General features: G+C 62.2%; 14 protein-coding genes. 6 read left to right on the top strand and 8 right to left on the bottom strand.

What is annotated here, in order from left to right:
• Window position 1 precedes the first annotated feature (1 nt).
• The 5 genes from AB5Y59_RS03220 to AB5Y59_RS03200 all read right to left on the bottom strand — a co-directional run bounded on the left by AB5Y59_RS03220 (window position 2) and on the right by AB5Y59_RS03200 (window position 9022).
• Window positions 2–2413, bottom strand: a complete 2412-nt coding sequence (locus AB5Y59_RS03220; protein ID WP_368211477.1) for a proprotein convertase P-domain-containing protein — start codon at window positions 2411–2413, stop codon at window positions 2–4.
• Between the two features lie 29 nt (window positions 2414–2442).
• Window positions 2443–4485, bottom strand: coding sequence for a prolyl oligopeptidase family serine peptidase (locus AB5Y59_RS03215; protein ID WP_368211476.1), 2043 nt, complete (start codon window positions 4483–4485; stop codon window positions 2443–2445).
• The gene (locus tag AB5Y59_RS03210) at window positions 4485–6653 is read right to left on the bottom strand and encodes a TonB-dependent hemoglobin/transferrin/lactoferrin family receptor (RefSeq protein WP_368211475.1); all 2169 of its coding nucleotides are present in this window, start codon (window positions 6651–6653) and stop codon (window positions 4485–4487) included. Before AB5Y59_RS03210 ends, AB5Y59_RS03215 begins: the two co-directional genes overlap by 1 nt.
• 250 nt (window positions 6654–6903) lie before the next feature.
• Complete coding sequence (locus AB5Y59_RS03205) at window positions 6904–8751, bottom strand: DUF3413 domain-containing protein (RefSeq protein WP_042015924.1); 1848 nt, start codon at window positions 8749–8751, stop codon at window positions 6904–6906.
• Window positions 8752–8794: 43 nt separating this feature from the next.
• Window positions 8795–9022 (bottom strand): YejL family protein, encoded by a 228-nt coding sequence (locus tag AB5Y59_RS03200; RefSeq protein WP_039038627.1) that lies wholly within the window; start codon window positions 9020–9022, stop codon window positions 8795–8797.
• A gap of 73 nt (window positions 9023–9095) precedes the next feature.
• Here AB5Y59_RS03200 and yejK point away from each other — a divergent pair, with 73 nt between their 5' ends.
• The 5 genes from yejK to AB5Y59_RS03175 all read left to right on the top strand — a co-directional run bounded on the left by yejK (window position 9096) and on the right by AB5Y59_RS03175 (window position 15561).
• Entirely contained in the window at window positions 9096–10145 is a 1050-nt protein-coding gene (yejK, locus tag AB5Y59_RS03195) for a nucleoid-associated protein YejK (protein WP_039038628.1), read from the top strand.
• A gap of 395 nt (window positions 10146–10540) precedes the next feature.
• Window positions 10541–11722 carry a maltose/maltodextrin ABC transporter substrate-binding protein MalE gene (gene malE / locus AB5Y59_RS03190; RefSeq protein WP_010674249.1) on the top strand — a complete coding sequence of 394 codons (1182 nt, stop codon included), beginning with the start codon at window positions 10541–10543 and terminating at the stop codon, window positions 11720–11722.
• 73 nt (window positions 11723–11795) lie between these two features.
• The gene (gene malF / locus AB5Y59_RS03185; RefSeq protein ID WP_368211474.1) at window positions 11796–13451 is read left to right on the top strand and encodes a maltose ABC transporter permease MalF; all 1656 of its coding nucleotides are present in this window, start codon (window positions 11796–11798) and stop codon (window positions 13449–13451) included.
• Window positions 13452–13463: 12 nt separating this feature from the next.
• The gene (gene malG, locus AB5Y59_RS03180) at window positions 13464–14354 is read left to right on the top strand and encodes a maltose ABC transporter permease MalG (RefSeq protein ID WP_010674251.1); all 891 of its coding nucleotides are present in this window, start codon (window positions 13464–13466) and stop codon (window positions 14352–14354) included.
• A 70-nt stretch (window positions 14355–14424) separates the two neighbouring features.
• Window positions 14425–15561: an ABC transporter ATP-binding protein gene (locus AB5Y59_RS03175; protein ID WP_041212788.1), complete on the top strand. Its 1137-nt coding sequence runs from the start codon at window positions 14425–14427 to the stop codon at window positions 15559–15561.
• Window positions 15562–15688: 127 nt separating this feature from the next.
• Here the strand turns inward: AB5Y59_RS03175 and ppk2 are convergent, their stop codons facing one another.
• Window positions 15689–16519 carry a polyphosphate kinase 2 gene (gene ppk2 / locus AB5Y59_RS03170; RefSeq protein WP_010674253.1) on the bottom strand — a complete coding sequence of 277 codons (831 nt, stop codon included), beginning with the start codon at window positions 16517–16519 and terminating at the stop codon, window positions 15689–15691.
• 156 nt (window positions 16520–16675) lie between these two features.
• On the opposite strand from ppk2, the gene AB5Y59_RS03165 reads away from it, so the two are divergent.
• Entirely contained in the window at window positions 16676–17482 is an 807-nt protein-coding gene (locus AB5Y59_RS03165; protein WP_323908705.1) for an alpha/beta fold hydrolase, read from the top strand.
• A 66-nt stretch (window positions 17483–17548) separates the two neighbouring features.
• Here AB5Y59_RS03165 and AB5Y59_RS03160 read toward each other — a convergent pair whose 3' ends face one another.
• The gene (locus tag AB5Y59_RS03160; RefSeq protein ID WP_263308507.1) at window positions 17549–18358 is read right to left on the bottom strand and encodes a MipA/OmpV family protein; all 810 of its coding nucleotides are present in this window, start codon (window positions 18356–18358) and stop codon (window positions 17549–17551) included.
• A gap of 174 nt (window positions 18359–18532) precedes the next feature.
• The gene (locus AB5Y59_RS03155) at window positions 18533–19603 is read right to left on the bottom strand and encodes an AI-2E family transporter (protein WP_139737166.1); all 1071 of its coding nucleotides are present in this window, start codon (window positions 19601–19603) and stop codon (window positions 18533–18535) included.
• Window positions 19604–19618 lie beyond the last annotated feature (15 nt).

Here is a 19618-nt window from a genome sequence, read left to right as displayed (position 1 = left end):
GTCAGAGGCGACGCAGACGGCGCCACAGGGCCAGCGGCAGCAGCCAGAGCAGGGGGAAGGCCCCCCCACCACTGCTGTCCGAGGTATCGAAGCGGATGATGCCGTCATCCGGCACGGGCACGGTGTTGCCGCACTGGGCGCCGGTACGCTGACTGATGCTCCACCCGTTCAGGAGACCCTGATTGCCCGGTTTGCTGTCCACCACCTCCAGGGTCCAGCGACCGGCCAGGGGTTCTCCTTCGAAGGCGCTGAAGGGTTGCAGAGACTGCAACTCGGTGGGGAAGACCCCTTTCAGGCTCGGCAGGGGGCTGTAACCCTTGTCCCAGATCTGGACCCGGGTGCCGGCGGGGGAGCTGAGCCAGATCTCCAGCTCATCCAGCGCCTCGTGCTGCAGATCCAGGCTCAGTTGCAGCCTGTCGCTCACACGGGCATCGCTCTTCTCCAGCAGCAGGCTGGTTTCGCTCAGGCCGCGCACCTCCTCGCTCTGGGCATCGTTCAGTCGCTGCGACCGACCACTGGCCCGGCTGATGACGGGGGTGCCGATGGGCAGGGTCAGGGATTGCTGCCACTGGCGCTCGGTGGGGCTGGTACCGCTCATGGCGAGATTCACCGAGAGGCTCGCCTCGTCGCCGCAGGCGAGCGGGCTCTGGGCCAGCATGCGCAGGGTGGTGGTCATGCTGGCACCGGCGGCCAGGGTCGCTGGTTGCCAGTTGTCAGGATCGGCCTGCAACCCGGTTGGCAGGGTGAGGGCCAGCTCGTTGAGGGTCACTTCCCCTTTGCCCGGGTTGCTGAGAGTCAGCTGCACCGACTGGCGCTGCCCCAGCGGGATGGCGCTCCCCTCGGCGAGGGCGATATTGACGGGAGCTTGCAGCAGCCCGTGCTGGCGAAATGCCTGCTCCAGCAGACGGGCATAGGCTCGCGTCGGATAGAGACGGGCGGCGGTATCCACGGTGATCCGGGCCAGTTGCGGCATGCGAATGGCCGGCCCCAGGCCGAAGTGGGATTCGATGATGACGCGATCAAACTCGTCCCTGGCTGCCTCACCGTGCTCGGCCACCGCCGTCAGCAGGGCCTGGAACAGCGGGGTGCCCCAGAGCTGATCCCCGTTGCTGCCGTTGATGGTGCGGTGGGCGGGGTAGCGGTAGTCCGGATGGTAGCGGGCGCGCAGATCGTCGAGCTGGCGCGGGGTGCGGTCGGTGAAGCGGGCATCCCAGTTGAACACCATGGCGGGTTCGAACTGGCGACTGGCTTCGCTGCGCTGGCGATGACTGGCGGCTAGGTAGTCGCCAAAGCCCTCGCCAATGGCCCCCCAGTCTCCCTCTTCCCCGAGATCCGGCAGGATGTGGTGCTGCACCCCGTGGCCGAACTCGTGCCAGATGACCATGGGATCCTCGGCATCGGGCACGCCGCTGCGACCCAGCTCCAGCCTGCGTTCGAACGGATCGTAGAGGGAGTTGTCCTGATAGCCCGCGTCCGTGTCGATGTCGAGCGCCCCGGGGATGAGATCGGTGAAGCCGAGCGCCTTGAGGTGGCGCTGGGCGAGATCCAGATGGTAGTAGGCGTTGATGTCCGCAAAGCCGCGATCGTCCCGGGTCAGGCGAAAACCCTGCACGTCACTGCTGCTGTAGGGGGCCGATTCGGGGGCCATGACATCCACCACCCTGGCATGGGGGCCGCTCAGGCGATACTGCCCGGCTTGCAGGCTCACCGGCAGGGGAACCGGATCCTGGTAGGCGGCCTCTGCCAGTACCAGCTCATCGTGCCAGACCAGGCTGGCGTCCTGCAGGCGGGTGCGGGGATCGGGGTCGAACACCCGGGCCTGAACCTGCATATCGCCTGCGTCGGCGACATGCAGAGGGCGGGTAGTTGCCTGATCCCCGAGACGGCCAAGCTCCTGCTCCCCGTCGCAACGGGCAAACAGCTGCACCTGGCTTGCCTTGGCATTGCCTGCCTTGTGCTCGCGCACCCGCTGGCGCAGGGCAGGCACCAGGGTATCGCCGTCTCGCCAGTACCAGGCTTCGACCGGCCCCAGCGTCTCTATCTGGTTGCCGTCGGTGCGCAGGGTGGCGAGCAGGGGATCCAGGGTGCCGCTGGCATCGCAGCCGGGCGCTGTGCTCTGCAAGGGGCGCAGGTTGTGGTAGAGGCGCCAGGGGCGGCCGTCCCCGTCGACACTGACGGCGGCCTGGGTGGCGGCCACCGGCAGGCCGTTCACCAGCTGGCGAAAGCTGTAATGGTGGCCGAGCAGGCTGGCCCTGTCGTAATCGGGGGCGAGGAGCACACCGAGGCGCTGCTCGAGCCAGCGCTTCGGCGTCGTGGTCAGGGGTGGTTCATCGACAAACTGCAGATCGGCCGCCAGCAGTGGCGATGAGATCAGGGTTGCCGCCAGCCAGAGGGCCAGGGAAGAGGGTTTCATGGTTCACTCCAGAAAAAGAGGACAAGGGGTCAGTGGTTGACGCCCGCCAGGGTGAGCAGGAAGGCAAACTCCTGCGCCGCACGCAGCGCCGCCGTTCGGGGGGCGCCCAGGTGGCCGCCGTCGAGTTCGGTGCGCAGCAGATAGGGGCCTGTTCCCGTGCTATGGGATCGCAGGCGGGCTATCCACTTGAGGGGTTCCCAGTAGGGCACCTGACTGTCGTGCAGGCCGCCCGTCACATAGACGGGGGGATAAGGGGCCTTGTGCAGGTTGTCGTAGGGGCTCAGGCGGCGCATCGCGGCATAGTCACCCGGGATGGCCGGATTGCCCCACTCGGCGTACTCCTGCCGGGTGAGGGGCAGCTCGGGATCCTGCATGGTGCCCAGCAGGTCGACGAAGGGAACTTGCAGCACGGCCCCGGCGAAACGGGTGGGCGCCTGGTTGAGTGCCGCTGCCACCAGCAGGCCGCCGGCGCTGCCGCCCATGGCAAACAGCCGGGCGGGATCGATGGCGGGATCCCGTGCCAGGGCATCGGCCACGGCGAGAAAATCATCCACGCTGTGCTGTTTGTCCCGGCCACGACCCTCCCGGTACCAGGATTCGCCGAGCAGACCGCCCCCGCGCACATGGGCGATGGCGTAGACAAAGCCGCGATCCAGCAGGCTCAGCACCCGGGGCTGGTAGTAGGGACGCATGGGGGTGCCGTAAGCCCCATAGCCGTAGAGCAGCAGTGCCCTGGGGTGGGTAATGCCCTTGCGCCAGACCAGGGAGACAGGCACCTTGACCCCATCCTTGCCCGCGATCCAGCGTCGCTCGCTCTGATAGGGGGAGGTGTCCCTGGTCTCGGGTATCCCCTCCCAGGCGCCGGAGGCGAGATCCAGCCAGCGCTGGTGAGGTGGCTCGGCCATACCCTGGCGGCGAATGAGCACCTTGTCGCTGGCCGGTTGCTGGCTGCCCTGGATCCAGGCCGTGCCTGCGCCATCGGTGAGCGGCAGGCTGTGGGTCAACGCACCCTTGGCATCCAGCACATCGAGCCAGTCATCCCCTTCCTTGCGGTATTGCAGCACGGTGTGCCGGGCAAAGAGGCGCCACTTCTCGAGTTCCCGGCCCTCGCCGGACCAGAGCCGTTGCCACTCTCCCTTCGCCACCAGGCTCAAGTCGGCCACCTGATAGAGGCCGAGGGCGCCGTCCCGGTTGCTCTTGAGCAGCACCCTGTCCCCCTGGGTATCCAGGTAGTACTCGAGGCCGCGCTCGCGCCCCTTGAGCAGGTCGGCCCGACCCGCGTCCAGCAGGTATTGCTCGGAGCTGTCGTGGTTGTTGCTTTGCAGCACCAGGTGGCGGCGATCTGTGGTGCGATAGAGGCCGAGCAGCCAGGCGGGATCGCGCTCCTCATACACCAGGGTCTCCTTGCCATTCTGCCAGGCCAGCAGTTGCCAGGGGCGCAGGGTCTGGCGCTCGTTGGTGAGGGTGTAGAGGGTCTTGCCATCCAGACTCCAGAGCAGATCGCCGGCGCGGTGAGGCAAAGAGGCCAGAGTCTCGCCACTCGCCAGATCCAGCAGGGTGATGCGGTAGTCCCGATCTCCCCTGCGGTCTTCGGCCAGGGCAAGCAGGTGCCCGTCCGGGTGCAGGGCCCAGGCGGCGAGCTCGTAATACCCCTCGGCAGGTTGGCGGGGAGCCAGCCGCTTTCGGGGAGCGTCATTGGCGTCGCGGCGTTGCCACAGGCTGCCGTCCGCCTCCATGCGCCACTGGCTGCCAGCCTGGCTCAGCCAGTCGTCCGGCACTGGTTCGCCCCGCTCCCGGCCCTGCCACTCCGTCTGCAGGCGCTGCACCAGTGGCGCCTGGCCGGCGAGCTGCTGCTCGGTCCAGCGGTTCTGCTCGCGCAGCAGCGTCAGGAGGGCGGGATCCTGGCGGCTGTCATCACGCCAGCCACCATAGGGATCTAGACGGGCTATCTCCCCCTTCATCAGTTGCGGGCGTTCGGGGATGAGGGGCTCGGCCTCCAGGGTTGCCTCAGGCAGGGGAGAGGCGGGGGCCGGCGTGGCCAGCAGGCTGGCCAGGATCAGTAAGCTGTGCATCAGATCCCCACGAAGGTGTAGCGCAGGCTGGCACTCAGGGTGCGGCCGCTCTGGGTGAAGAGGGAAGCATCGGTCCCTGCTTCCAGCCCGGCCACATCCTGATAGCGGGTGTAGCGGGTGTCGAACAGGTTGTCGAGCTTGAGGTTGACCTTGAGGGCGTCGGTGACCAGCCAGTCGGCCGTCAGGGCGAAACTGAGCCAGCCGGCACTTTCGAGGCAGTCCCCCTGGCGGCCGGTCAGGCTGTTGCCGCAGGTGGGCACCCGGCTCATGGCGGCGGCATAGTCCGCCTGAATACCCAGACTCCACTCATTGGCCTGATAGCTCAGACGGGTGTTGCCCTCGAGAGGCGTCAGGGTGCGCAGCGCTTCACCTTTGTTGTCCTCGCCATCGACCCAGCCGAGCTTGGTGGCGAGCTCCCACTCCTGGGTCAGCCAGTAGCTGGCGGCGAGTTCGGCCCCCCAGGTTTCGGCCTTGGCGACGTTGCGATATTGGCGCAGGATGACGCCATCGCTCAGGCGCAGCCCCACCTCGCGCCAGTCGATGAAGTTGTAGTAGCGGTTGTAGAAGAGCGCTGGCTTGATGCTCCAGTTGTCCCCCTCGCCACTCAGCCCCCACTCTATGCTGTGGCTGGTTTCCTCCTTGAGCCCTGTGTTGGCGATGATCTCGAAGGGCGGCAGGGCGAAGTAGTGGGGGATGTTGCCGTACACCTTGTCGTAGGAAGGCGCCCGGAACCCGTTGGCATAGCTGAGCCAGCTGCGCCACTGGTCGTTGAAGCGGTAGCTGGTGGCCAGGCTCGGGGAGAGGTGCCAGCTGTGGTTGCTGTCGTGGCTGCCGTCCAGCGGCGTGAGCCACTGGTGATCCATGCGCAGGGTGGGGGTGAACTGCCACTGGCCCAGGCTGGCCACGTCGCCGAGCCAGACTCCGGCCCTGTCGGTACGGGCGCGGCTGAAGGGGGCGGACTGGCCGGGTTGGGGAATGCCGGCCTCCAGACTCAGCTTCTCCACCGGCCGCTCGTGGGTGGTGCGCTCCAGCTCAATGCCGTAACTGAGTTGATGGGCGAGATGGCCGGTGGCGAGATCCCGGCGCACATCCAGCTCGGTACCGATCCTGTCTTCGGTGAAGGTGGCGAGCTCCCGTTCGCTGCGATAGCGCGGATAACCGCTCAGCAGATCGTTTTGCAGCAGGCTGCGCTTGTTGGCGGTGTTTTTCGAGTGATTGCCGTAGGCACTCCAGGTGAGACTGTCGGCCAGTATTGTGTCGAGGTTGCTCGCCTCCCAGGCCAGCTTGCCCCCCTGGGTGCGTTGGCTGCCCTGCTCGTGGTACTGGCGCACCTGCCACTTGCCATCGGGCTGGGGTACTTCGCGCGGCCCCTGATCCCGCTCGGCGTTGTCCTCGAAGTAGTCGAGTTCGAGGCGCAGCAGATGATGTTCGTTCAGCTGGATGCGAGAGCTGGTGGAGGCGCTGAGGCCATCCAGATCCGCCGGGATGCGGCTCTCGTCGTAGTTGGCGGTCTCATGTCCCTGCCAGCCGGAGAGGCGCAGCAGGTGTTCGGTATCCCGTATCCGGGCGGCGCCGGTGGCGCTCAGCTTCTGCTTGTCACTGCTGCCATCGTGCAGCACCTTGCTGCTGAGATAGGCATCCTGGCCCTGAAGGTAATCTTCCGGCTGCTTGGTGCTGATGACGATGGTGCCGCCGATGGCATCGGAGCCATGGAGGGAGGAACCGGCTCCCTTGGCCACCTCTATCTGTTTGACGTCGTCGAGATCGAAGCTGAAGCGGCCCACCTTGTCGTTGAGGTCGTCGGCGCCAAAGCCGTCGCTGACCCGCACCCCGTCCTTGATGATGAGCACCCGGTTGCCGCCCATGCCGCGGATGATGATGTTCTGGGGGCGGCCGGCGGAGCCGGTCACCGAGACGCCGGGTTCGTTCTTGAACACATCGGTGAGCTCGGTGGCAACCTGGCGATCCAGATCCTCCTCCGTGATGACGGTGATGGAACCCGACACGTCGGAGAGCTTCTGCTCGATACGCTGTCCCTTGACCACGATGGTTTCCCGCCCCTTGAGTTCGGGGGGCATGTCCGTTGTGTCGACCCCGGTGGGATCGCTGGCAGCCAGCGCCGTACCGGACAGCAGCATGGGCCAGTAGTGAAGAAGTCGAATTTTCATATTTGAGAATAATTATTATTTAAACCTGAAGGGCGCGGATTATTGCAGAGGGAGTCAAGCAGATCAATAAATGACAATCATTATCATTTTGTTTTTATGATATTGATCGAATTGAATTTTTTGAGAGATAAGTCAGTAAGGTGGTGGCATACGTTTGCGAATGACGCCATGAGAAACGGGAGGACGGGTGGGGTGCGGGCAAGAAAAAGCCCGCCATAGGGGCGGGCTCAAGGAGGTGGGCTGGCGCTGATCAGGGGGCGCGATAGAAGCGATTGAGCTCGTTCATCACCTGGATCAGGGTGCCCATGTCCGGGGTGCCGTGCTTGATGGGGCGATAGGTGTCGCGGTCCAGCAGCTCGAAGTCCCCCTGCTTGTTGAACTGGGTGATGGTGTTGCCCTGATAGATGGCGAAGTCATTCTGATCCCCCGCCAGCAGCCAGGTGCGTGTACTGGCTTCGAACAGGTTGCGCCCCGTGCTGTAGTCACGATAGGGGTTGCGTACACCCAGCATGTTCTTCATCAGGGTCGGTACCAGATCCAGGTGGCTGCTCGCCTGCGCCTGGGGCGCAGGTTCGGCACCAGGCCAGGCCAGCACCAGAGGGACCTGCACCTGATAGGTCGAGTAATTGCTGCCATAGCCCCAGCTGTTGCTCTGGGTCTCGTTGAACTCCTGACCGTGGTTGGAGGTGATCACGACGATGGTCTGATCATCAAGCCCCTGCAATTGCAGTTGGGTCAGCATCTGCTCCAGCAGTTGATCGGTATAGAAGACCGCGTTCTTGTAGCGGTTCTCCAGCTTCTGCAGGTTCTCGGGCCGATAGGCAGTGGCCGGGTTGAAGCGGGTCAACTCGGGCTGGAAGGGGCCCTTGATGCTGGCGGGCACCTGATAATCCCCCGGGCTAGAGAGATAGACCAGAGAGAACCAGGGTCTGTCCGCGGTGCGCGTGCCAAGCCACTGCTGCCAGTCGTCGATGAGCCTGCGGTCATCGGTCTGGCGGGAGACGAAGACCTGCTTGCGCAGACCCGCAAGCAGACTCTGGCGATACTGTTTTGCATCTTCCAGTGCACCGAATAGGCCGAACTGGTAGTCCTGACGCAGCATCTCGTCGAACAGCACGGGGGGGCGCTTGTCGGCTCGGATGTCCCCGTAATAGTGGCCGGGCAGCCCGTAGAAGAGGCTGAACATCCCCATGGCTTCATCATTGCCACCACTCATGTGCTGGCGGAAATTGAAGTGGTTGTCCGCGTAGCGTTGCAGATTGGGCATGTTGATGTTGTTGAGCATGTCGGCTCGCAGGGAGTCGACCACCACCACCAGCAGGTTCTTGTGATCGCTGGGTGCGCTCACGCTGAGGGGGCGCAAGGGATAGAGCAGACGGTGCTCAGCGCTTCCCTGATCTTCGGCCTTCTTCTCATACTGCTCGAGGTCGAGCCAGCCATGCTTGGCCAGGAAGCTCCTGGCGGTCATGGGGTAGGAGAGGGGGAAGTTGGCCCGCTGCATGGTGATGGGTTGATACAGGGTCGCATCCGCCCAGCTGTTGACCAGATGGGTCAGGATGAAGCAGACCAGCAGGGCCAGTCCCACCTGATTGCCGTACTGGCGGCGTTTGCGCTTGTTGATCTTGCGCCACACATAGGCCGACAGCAGCAGTTGCAGCAGGAAGATGGCGGGCACCGCCACGAAGATGATGCTCCAGATAGAGCCCTCTTCGGTCTGCGCCTGATCCAGCAGCAGTTGCCACACCTGGCCATTCAAGTGGAACTTGAACAGCTGGAACACCTGGGTGTCGATAAGCAGCAGCACCAGCGCCAGGGTGGCGATGATGGATGAAATGAAGCGCAGCGGCTTCTCCCTGGGCAGGATGAAGCTCAAGGGGAAGATGGTCAGCAGATAGGTGACGAAGCTCAGGAACGAGAAATGACCTATCCAGCTGATGACGAGATAGGTCACGCCGAGCGTGGTCGACGGCCAGCTGATGGCGCCCAGGTAACGGGTCGAGATCAGCATGGCCAGGATGATGTTGAAGAAGGAGAACCAATGCCCCCAGGTGATCAGGCGAGAGACATTATCGCGATAGGGGTTGCCGGTTTCGACCATAATGATCCATCTGCTTGAAAAACATCAAAGAATGCGAAGAAACTCAGTGCGCATCGTGGCGATGGCCCACCGAGGCGGTGAGTGCCTGGATGAACTTCTCGGTGATCGCCTGGCGCTGGGCCGGGGCCATGCCGTTGATGATGTTGGTGGTCAGGTTGCCAAGGACCATCAGACTGAGATCCACCGGTGCCTTGTGTTTCTCCAGGGCGGTGATCAGGTCGTTCATCAGGGCGTCAAACTGCTCGTTATTGTACTTTGATACGATGGGCATAATCTTGGGTTCACCTCGGTTCAAAGCGCCTTATAATACTTCACCCTTTCGGCTAACACTATGGCTTTGTGACATGAGTCTCGATATCGACAAGATCATTCTTCACTCCCTGCGGGCGGGCAACGATGGCCAGCCCCACGCCGATACCCGCAGCCAGACCCTGCCTGCCGACGAGGCGGTACAAGGGCTGATGGCGGAGCTGCATCGCATCTACAACGGCAAGGGGGGAAAGGGCTTTGGCTTCTTTGCCGATCCCGAGGCCGCCGTCGCCGAGCTGGCGGAGGGGGAAGACGCCCCCAAGCAGCCTTCCCCCGCCTTTCGCATCGCCCTGGAGCAGCTGCTGGCGGAGCAGACCGAGTTCGTCCCCTTTTCCGTCAACCTGACCCAGATGCTGGTCAAGCAGCTGGTGGAGCATGCCCTGGACGAGCAGGGGGTGTTGCTGATTGCCAAGTACAACTATGTGGGGGTGGATTACCTGATGATCGCCCTGCTGGAAGGCAAGGAGAGCGTCACCGTGAGCGAGGCGCTGGAGCTGCGCCACATCCAGTATCTGGATATCGGCAAACTCAATCTGGTGGCCCGCATCGATCTCACCGAGTGGAAAACCCAGGGGGATTCGCGTCGTTATATCACCTTCAGCAAGGGCCGGGTCGGTCGCAAGCTGGGGGATTTCTTCATGGATCTGCTGGGGGCCCGGGAGGGTATGGATGCCAAGATCCAGAACAAGGGGTTGCTGCAAGCGGTGGACGATTATTGCGACAGCCGCCAGCTCGAACCGGCCGAGCGCAATGACTACAAGAAGCAGGTCTTCAAATATTGCACCGAGCAGGCCAGCGCCGGCGAGGAGATCGAGATCAAGGAGCTGTCGGCGGAATTGCCCGGTGATGGGGACCTCGATTTTTACAGCTTCATCGGTCAGGAGTACGAGCTGGAGGAGCGCTTCCCGGCGGACCGTTCCACCCTGCGGGGCTTGACCAAGTTTGTGGGCTCCGGTGGCGGCCTGACTCTGAGCTTCGAGCAGAAGCTGCTCAACAGCCGGGTCTTTTACGATCCCCAGACCGACACCCTGACCATCAGGGGAGTCCCGCCCAATCTCAAGGATCAATTGCTGCGCCAGTCGTAATGTGATCCAGCCGTCATTTCTTGCAAAAAGGCACCGGAGTCCGCTCCGGTGCCTTTTTATTTAAGGGGGTGATGTAGATGGAAACCACCTCAGTACTTTTGTTAACACATTGAACAAAATATCGGGAATGAAAGGGTTTTCAGTGGGGTGAAATCCCTTTCAATGACGTAAATTAATTTCCTTTCTGTAATTTAATTTCCATATCTTGGCAAAAATATGGGGATATCCCTTCCTAAGCCGCTGAAATAAGAAAATGTTTTCATAACTTTCTGGAAGAAAATACGTAATTGCATTTCAAAAATGCGAGGCGTGTCATGTGAGGCATTGACTGCTTGGGATAATATTCATCTGCACACAATGCTCTTACAGCGCGGAACTAATACAAGGAAAGGCTCATGAAAAAGAAATTGCTGTCATCCCTGATCGGTCTGGCTACCCTGGGCGTGGCCTGCTCTGCCACTGCTGCCATTGATGAAGGTCAGCTGACCATCTGGATCAACGGTGACAAGGGCTACAACGGCCTGGCCGAAGTCGGCAAGAAGTTTGAAGCCGAAACCGGCATCAAGGTCACCGTCGCCCACCCGGATCAGGTGGAAGTCAAATTCCAGCAAGCCGCCGCCACCGGCAACGGCCCGGACATCTTCTTCTGGGCTCACGACCGTTACGGTGAGTGGGTCAAGTCCGGTCTGCTGGTTCCCGTGACCCCGAATGCCGCCACCAAGGCCAAGTTCGAGCAATTCGCCTGGGATGCCATGACCGTCGATGGCAAGACCTACGGCTACCCGGTCGCGGTAGAAGCCGTCAGCCTGATTTACAACAAGGATCTGTTGCCCAACCCGCCGAAGACCTTCGAAGAGATCGCCAAGATCGACGAAGACCTGAAGAAAAATGGCAAGCGCGCCATCATGTGGGCCTATGACACCCCCTACTTCAGCTACCCCCTGGTGGCTGCCAACGGTGGTTATGCCTTCAAGAAGACCGCCACCGGCTATGACGTCAAAGACACCGGCGTGAACAACGCAGGTGCCAAGGCCGGCGTCGGCTACATCTCCGAGATGATCAAATCCGGTCACCTGGAGAAGGGCATCGACTACGGTGTGATGGACGCCAAGTTCAACAAGGGCGAAGTGGCCATGATGATCAACGGCCCCTGGGCCTGGAGCAACCTGGACAAGAGCGGCATCAAGTATGGCGTAGCCCAGCTGCCGACCCTGAAAGGCAAGCCGGCCAAGGCCTTCGTTGGCGTACTGGGTGCCACCATCAACGCCGCCAGCCCGAACAAGGATCTGGCCATCGAGTTCCTCGAGAACTACCTGCTGACCGATGCCGGTCTGGCGCCGATGAACGCCGACAAGCCGCTGGGTGCCGTGGCCCTGAAGTCCTTCCAGAAGACCCTGGAAGCCGACCCCAACATCAAGGCCACCATGCTGAACGCCCAGAACGGCGAACCGATGCCGTCCGTGCCCGAGATGAGCCGTTTCTGGTCCTCCTTCGAAACCGCCCTCAAGAACGTCACCTCTGGCCGTCAGGGTGTTGACGAAGCCCTGGATACCGCTGCCAAGCGTATCGTCCAGTAAGCATGCACTACCCGGGAGGCCTTCGGGCCTCCCACTCTCTCAATCTCTCTTGGCGCAATAAAGGTTAATTGGCATGGAAGTAGTACCTTCTATCGAATCCTATGCCGGTCCGAAGAAAGACAAGTACGTCTGGCTGAAATGGACCATGGCGGCACTGATCGCAGTGCTTAATGGTTATGCGGCCGTGATGATGTATGCCAGCGGCGAGTGGGTATTTGCCCTGCTCGATCTGGTGGTCGTATCCGTCGGTCTCTATGTCTTCATGAACAAGAAGACCTATGCCCACCGTTATATTTTCCCCGGTGTGGCAGGCATGGTTGTTTTTATCATCTTCCCTCTTGCCTACACGATCGGCATCGCCTTCACCAACTATTCGGGATCCAACTTGCTCTCCCTTGAGCAGGCTCGGGATTACCATCTGAAAAAAACCTACAAGGTGACCGGCGGTGAATTCGATTTCACCCTCCTGGGTGGTGAGAACAATCAGTTTCAGCTGCTGCTGAAACAGGACGACCAATCCTTTATCAGTCAACCCCTTACCTTGCTGAACAACAAGGCGCGTACCCTGGCCGTCCGTGAAGGACGGGTCCGTGACGAGCCCCAGGTTGTTCAGTTGCAGCCTCTGGGCGGGGCCACGGTCGGCGAGGCGGCACCCATTCGTGCCATCGTCGATCACCGCACCCACCTGAGTGCCCTGGATGTGGTACTGCCGGAAGGCAATATCCATCTGACCCTGAGCAGCCTGCGCAAGTTCGCCGCCCAGAAACAGCTCTATACCCAGCTGGTCGACGGCGCCGTGCTCAAGTCCGGCGTCATGATCAAGGACAGCAACCTGCTACGTGACAACCAGAGCGGCGAGCTGATGCTGCCCAACGGTGACACCGGCTTCTACCAGTACATCGATGCGGAAGGTCACTTCGTCGGCAAGGGCGTTGCCCCCGGTTTCGTGGTGAGCGTGGGTTGGAAAAACTTCATGCGCATCATGACGGACCCGGGTATCCAGAGTCCCTTCATGCAGATCTTCGTCTGGACCGTGATCTTCTCCGCCTGTTCGGTGGCGTTCACCCTGGCGATCGGCATGGTGCTGGCGTGTCTGGTGCAGTGGGAGCAGCTCAGGGGGCGTGGTTTCTACCGGGTCATGCTGATCCTGCCCTATGCGATACCGGCGTTCATCTCCATCCTGGTGTTCAAGGGCTTGTTCAACCAGAACTTCGGTGAAATCAACCTGTTCCTGGAGGCGGCCTTCGGCATCAAGCCGGACTGGTACACCAATCCCTTCCTGGCCAAGGTGATGATCCTCATCGTCAACACCTGGCTCGGTTACCCCTACATGATGATCCTCTGCATGGGCCTGCTCAAGGCCATTCCGGAAGATCTCTACGAGGCGTCTGCCATGGATGGGGCGGGGCCGGTACAGAACTTCTTCAAGATCACCGTACCGCTCTTGATGAAGCCGCTGACACCGCTGTTGATTGCATCCTTTGCCTTCAACTTCAACAACTTCGTGCTTATCCAGTTGTTGACGAACGGGGCGCCGGACATCATCGGGGCCACCACGCCGGCCGGGACCACCGACTTGCTGGTGAGCTACACCTACCGGATCGCGTTCCAGGGCTCGGGTGGTCAGGACTACGGTCTGGCCAGTGCCATCGCCACCGCCATCTTCCTCATCGTGGGTGCGCTGGCCTTGCTCAACCTGAAATTGTCCAAAGCCGACAAGCAACTGTAAGGAGGCTTCAACATGGCAATCGTACAACCCAAATCAGTCAAATACCGGGTGTGGGCAACCCACCTGGTGATGTGGGGCTTCCTGGCACTGATCATCTTCCCGCTGATCATGGTCATCGCCATCTCGTTCCGTAACGGCAACTTCTCGGTGGGGGAGATCATCCCCACCAATCCGACCCTGGATCACTGGAAGCTGGCGCTCGGCATGTCCATCACCAACGCCGACGGCAGCATCACGCCGCCGCCGTTCCCGGTGCTGACCTGGCTGTGGAACTCCATCAAGGTGGCGGGCATCACCGCCCTGATGATAGTGGTGCTCTCCACCACCTGTGCCTACGCCTTCGCCCGTCTGCGGTTCCGTGGCAAGTCCACCATCCTGCAGGGCATGCTGATCTTCCAGATGTTCCCTGCGGTGCTGGCACTGGTGGCCATCTACGCGCTCTTCAACAAGATCGGTGACTACATCCCCTGGCTGGGTCTCAACACCCACGGCGGCCTGATCCTGGCCTACATGGGGGGCATCGCCCTGCACGTCTGGACCATCAAGGGCTACTTCGAGACCATCGACTCCTCCCTGGAGGAGGCGGCGGCCATCGATGGCGCTACTCCGTGGCAGGCGTTCCGCCTGATCCTGCTGCCCCTGTCGGTGCCTATTCTGGCGGTGGTGTTCATCCTGGCCTTCATCGGCTCCATCACCGAGGTGCCCATGGCCTCCATCCTGTTGCAGGATGTGAACAATCTGACCCTGGCGGTCGGGGCCCAGCAGTACCTCTATCCGCAGAACTACCTGTGGGGTGACTTCGCCGCAGCCGCCGTGCTGTCAGGCTTCCCCATCACGGTCGTCTTCCTGCTCGCCCAGCGCTGGCTGGTGGGCGGTCTGACCGCAGGCGGCGTGAAAGGTTAACGGTTCATGGCCGGGGGAGCTGGCTCCCCCCGTCATCACGATTTGCAAAGATTCAAGAGCGGAGCTCGACATGGCTGAAGTAGTACTCAACAACGTTCGCAAAAATTACGACCCGGCTGTCCACAAGGACACCCTGCGCAGCATCAACCTCGACATCAAGGAAGGGGAGTTCATCGTCTTCGTCGGCCCGTCCGGCTGCGGCAAGTCCACCCTGCTTCGGATGATCGCGGGTCTGGAAGACATCACCAGCGGCGAGCTGACCATCGGCGGGCGCTACATGAACGACGTGCCGCCGGTGGAGCGCAACGTGGGCATGGTGTTCCAGTCCTACGCCCTCTACCCGCACATGAACATCTACGAGAACATGGCTTTTGGCCTCAAGCTCAAGAAGATGGACAAGGAGAACATCCACAAGCGGGTGATGCGCGCCGCCGAGATCCTGGGTCTCGAGCCTTTGCTGGACAGAAAGCCCAAGGCCCTTTCTGGCGGTCAGCGTCAGCGGGTGGCCATCGGCCGCTCCATCGTGCAGCAGCCGCAGGTGTTCCTGTTTGACGAACCCCTGTCGAACCTCGACGCCGCCCTGCGGGTCAAGATGCGCATCGAGATCGCCAAGCTGCACAAGGAGCTCAACTCCACCATCATCTACGTGACCCACGACCAGGTGGAGGCCATGACGCTGGCCAACCGCATCGTGGTGCTGAGCCCGCTCAAGGGCGAGGCGGCCACCAACCTGGAGCAGTTCGGCACCCCCCTCGAGCTCTACCACAACCCGGACAACAAGTTCGTGGCGGGCTTCATTGGCTCCCCCAAGATGAACTTCCTGGCGGGCGAACTGGTGGAGATCGGCGAGCAGGAGTGCGTGGTCAAGCTCACCTCCGGCGATACCGTGCGTGCCCGGGTGGATGCCCGTCGCGGCGCGGTGGGCGACAAGGTGGAGCTGGGCATTCGCCCCGAGCACCTGGTGCCGCTGGGTCATGCCCATGCCGACAGCCGCGTGAGCGGCGTGGTGCAGGTAGCCGAACACCTGGGGGCCGAGTCCTTCGTCTACATGGACGTGGATGGTCATGACTTCACCGTCAAGGCGAGCTCCGACATCGACGTGGCCACCGGCCAGGAGTACAGCATCGGCATCCCGGCCGAAGCCTGCTACCTGTTCGATGCCAAAGAGCAGGCGTTCCCGCGCACGGCCAAATATATCCGCGCCTGAGAGGGCGAGAGTGCCAGGTTTTCCTTTCTATACGTTCAATGCCTTTTGCCGGTCGCAAGACCGGCTTTTTATTGCCCGTCATCCGAAGCCCGGGTTCCGGCCAGCGGGTGCGGCTGGCCGGGGCCCGTCACTGCCCGTGCTTGTCTGACTCGAGGGCGGCGGTGACGTCCGGCACGAAGTGCTGGCTGGTGAGCGGAGGGCGCTCATACCCTTCGGTCTTGATGGGAGGCAGGGTGATGGGCTCGTAGTGGATCGCCTCGTAGGGCACCTTGCCAAGGAGGTGGGAGATGCAGTTGAGGCGGGCGCGGCGCTTGTCGTCGGCGTCCACCACGAACCAGGGGCAATCCTCGGTATCCGTGTAGGTGAACATGTCATCCTTGGCGCGGGAATACTCGACCCAGCGGGAGCGGGATTGCAGATCCATGGGGCTGAATTTCCAGCGCTTGATGGGAGTGTTGATGCGCTCCTTGAAGCGTTTCTCCTGCTCTTCGTCGCTGACCGAGAACCAGTATTTGATGAGGGTGATGCCGGAGCGGATCAACATCCGCTCGAATTCGGGGCAGGCGCGCAGGAATTCGCGATACTCGTCGTCGCTGCAAAAGCCCATCACCCGTTCGACCCCGGCCCGGTTGTACCAGGAGCGGTCAAACAGCACCATCTCGCCCGCCGAGGGCAGGTGCGCCACGTAGCGCTGGAAGTACCACTGGGTACGCTCCCGATCCGAGGGGGCGGGCAGGGCGGTGACCCGGCAGACCCGGGGGTTGAGGGGTTCGGTGATCGCCTTGATGACGCCCCCCTTGCCCGCGGCGTCGCGCCCCTCGAACAGCACCACCACTTTGAGCCCCTCCTGCTTGACCCACTCCTGCAACTTGACCAGCTCCTCCTGCAGGTGGGCCAGGTGATGTTCGTAGGTCTTCTTGTCCAGACGGGGGCGTTTCTTGCTCTTTTCCTTGGCCATCATCCTCTCCTTGGTGACTCCTCGATGTGAGTCTCTCCAGCTTGCACCAGGCGGGCACCCCTGCCAAGGGTGGCGTGTTACACTGCCGCCTCATCAGCCGCTGGCAATAGAAAAATAGGAAAGCCAGTTTCATCGCCGCTGGCAACAGGAGAAAACATGAAGCAGTTTATGGAGATAGCGGGTCGCCGCATGGCCTATCTGGACGAGGGGCAGGGTCCGGCACTGCTCTTTGGCCACAGCTACCTGTGGGACAGTGCCATGTGGGCACCGCAAATCGAGGCCCTCAAGGAGCAGTATCGCTGCATCGTGCCCGAGCTTTGGGGGCACGGGGATTCCGATGTGCTGCCCGAGGGGCCCTGCACCCTGGCGACCCTGGCCCGGGATCACCTGGCGCTGCTCGATGCCCTCGGCATCGACGAGTGCGTGCTGGTGGGGCTCTCCATCGGTGGCATGTGGGGCGTGGAGCTGGCGCGCATGGCGCCTGCTCGCCTCAAGGGCCTGGTGCTGATGGACAGCTTCGTCGGCCTTGAACCCCAGATCACCTGCGAGCGCTATCTCGGCATGCTGGCGATGATCGAACAGGTCGGCGCCGTGCCTGCGCCCATCGCCGATCAGGTGGCGCCGCTCTTCTTCGCCCATCAACCGGACGCGGCCCTGATGGCCGGTTTCAAGGCACGGCTGGCCCAATGGCCCGCCGACAAGGTGGCGAGCCTGGTGGCGGTGGGGCGCAGCTTCGTGACCCGGGAGGATCGCATCGACTGGCTCGAAGAGATGAGGCTGCCCGCACTGGTGATGACGGGGTGCGAGGACAAGGCTCGCCCTGTGCTGGAGGGGTATCTGATGGCCGAGGTGCTGGGGTGCCCGTTCAGGGAGATCCCGGGGGCCGGTCACATCTCGACCTTGGAGAACCCCGCGTTCATCAACCGGGCGCTCGCCGAATTTCTCGCCGAAGTGGCAGGGTGACGCTGCGCCGGATAGCGGTAAAAAAGGAGCCATGGGCTCCTTTTTTGTTGTCGAGCCCGGATGGGGCTACCAGATGTAGCCCACCCCGAAGCCTGCATAGAGTTCTCCCTGATGCTGGACGATGGGGCTGTCCGCGATGTCGTCGTCGTAGCGCTCGTAGTTGATGCCAAAGCCGCCAATCCAGTTGGCGCTGAAGCGATAGCTGCCGATGAGGGAGACCATGGGGGAGAGGGTGGTGCCCGTGTTCCACGCCGGCCTGTCCGCCCTCGCTTCGTCTTGCGAGACACCGCCGAAGTAGTAGTTGGCGAGGTTGTGGCTGCGCAGCATGACGCCGGCTCCCGGCATCAGCAGCAGGGGACCGCGGATGATGGGGAAGTTGGCCCACAGCATCAGCTCCTGACCGTTGCTGGTGCCGGTCACATCCGTGGTGGCCCGCACGCTCCAGAGGGCGTAGGGAGTGATGAGATCGGCCCCGAACCCCGCTTCGAACTGCCCCTTGCGCTTCTCCATGCCATGGAGGAAGGGATCGTCGTCCGGGTCCAGGTTGCCAAAGCGCATCCGGCCGAAGGCATAGGTCGAGAGGTTGCCATTGCGGCTCAGGTAGTAGCGGGCCCGATCCCCCAGATACATCAGGTTGTCACCAAAATAGAGGGCTCCCGGGATGGGCATCAGGGTATCGTCCTGGTGCTGGTAACGGGCCTGACCGCCGATGACGGCCCCGCCCAGCACCAGCCCCTTGGGAATGGGGCTGTCAGGGCTGTCGCTGGAGAAGGCGCTGAGGGCCCCGATATCGAGGTCTGCCCGGACGGGAGAACAGAACAGCAGTGCCAGAAAGGCACCCAAAGAGGCATGGCGCAGGGCAGGGACTGGGGACATGACAGATCCTTGTCGGTGGGTGGGCAGTGGGAACGAATCAGACCGGCGTAGCAAGTCAAACGGATGTCGGTTTTCAATTAAACCCGACAAGGCAAGCATGAGCCAGCGTCACGGAGGTGCTGCTGGTGGCCGATATCTGGAAGGGGCGAGACCCGGCCTCGCCCCTTGCCAGGGTCAGGGGGCGGGGCGGGGGAGATCTTCCCGCTTGGGCCAGGCGTTGAGCACCGCTTTGACCAGTGTGGCGAGGGGAATGGCGAAGAAGACGCCCCAAAAGCCCCACAAACCGCCAAACACCAGCACGGCGATGATGATGGCCACCGGGTGCAGGTTGACCGCCTCGGAGAAGAGCAGGGGGACCAGCAGGTTGCCGTCGAGGGCCTGGATCACGAAATAGGCCACCATCAGCCAGGCGAAGTCGGGGGTCAGCCCCCACTGGAACAGGGCCACCATGGCCACCGGCACGGTCACCGCGGCGGCGCCTATGTAGGGGATCAGCACCGAGAAGCCGACCGCCACCGCCAGCAGGGCGGAGTAGCGCAATCCCATCAGGGCGAAGGGCACATAGGTGGCGATGCCGACGATGACGATCTCGATCACTTTGCCGCGGATGTAGTTGATGATCTGGTCGTTCATCTCCACCCAGACCCGGTTCACCAGGGTGCGGTTGCGGGGCAGGAAGCGGCGCAGGCCGCCCATCAGCACCTGTTTGTCCTTGAGCATGAAGAAGACCATCAGGGGCACCAGGATGGCGTAGATGAGGATGGCCACCACGTTGATGAGGGAGCTCAAAGAGGCGCTCACCAGTTGTTCGCCGCCGGTCAGGATGCGCTGGCGAATGTTGTCGATGATGGTTTCCACCAGGCTGACGTCGATGATCTCGGGGTATTTTTCCGGCAGGGTGCGCACATAGTCCTGGGCATGGGCCAGCATGGCGGGGGCCTCCTTGGCCAGGTTGACCCCCTGGCTCACCAGCGTCGGGATGAGGCCCAGCAGCATCAGGGTCGTCACCGTGATGAACAACAGCAGGATCAGGCTGGTAGCGACGGTGCGAGAGAGGCCGCCCCGTTGCAGGCGACTCACCGGCCACTCCAGCAGATAGGCCATCACCAGGGCCACCAGCAGCGGTGCCAGCAGATCCCCAAACAGCCAGAGCACGGCAAAGCAGAAGACCAGCAGCAGGAAGAGGGTGACGGCATCGGGGTCGGAAAAACGGGTCTGATACCAGCGCTTCAATACATCTAACATCGAGGCTTCCTTGAA

The sequence above is a fragment of the Aeromonas sp. s10 genome (assembly GCF_040907975.1).
Taxonomy (GTDB): Bacteria; Pseudomonadota; Gammaproteobacteria; order Enterobacterales; family Aeromonadaceae; genus Aeromonas; species Aeromonas caviae.
Note: the sequence above shows the minus strand (reverse complement) of the source record. Positions and strands in the feature narration are given on the sequence as shown.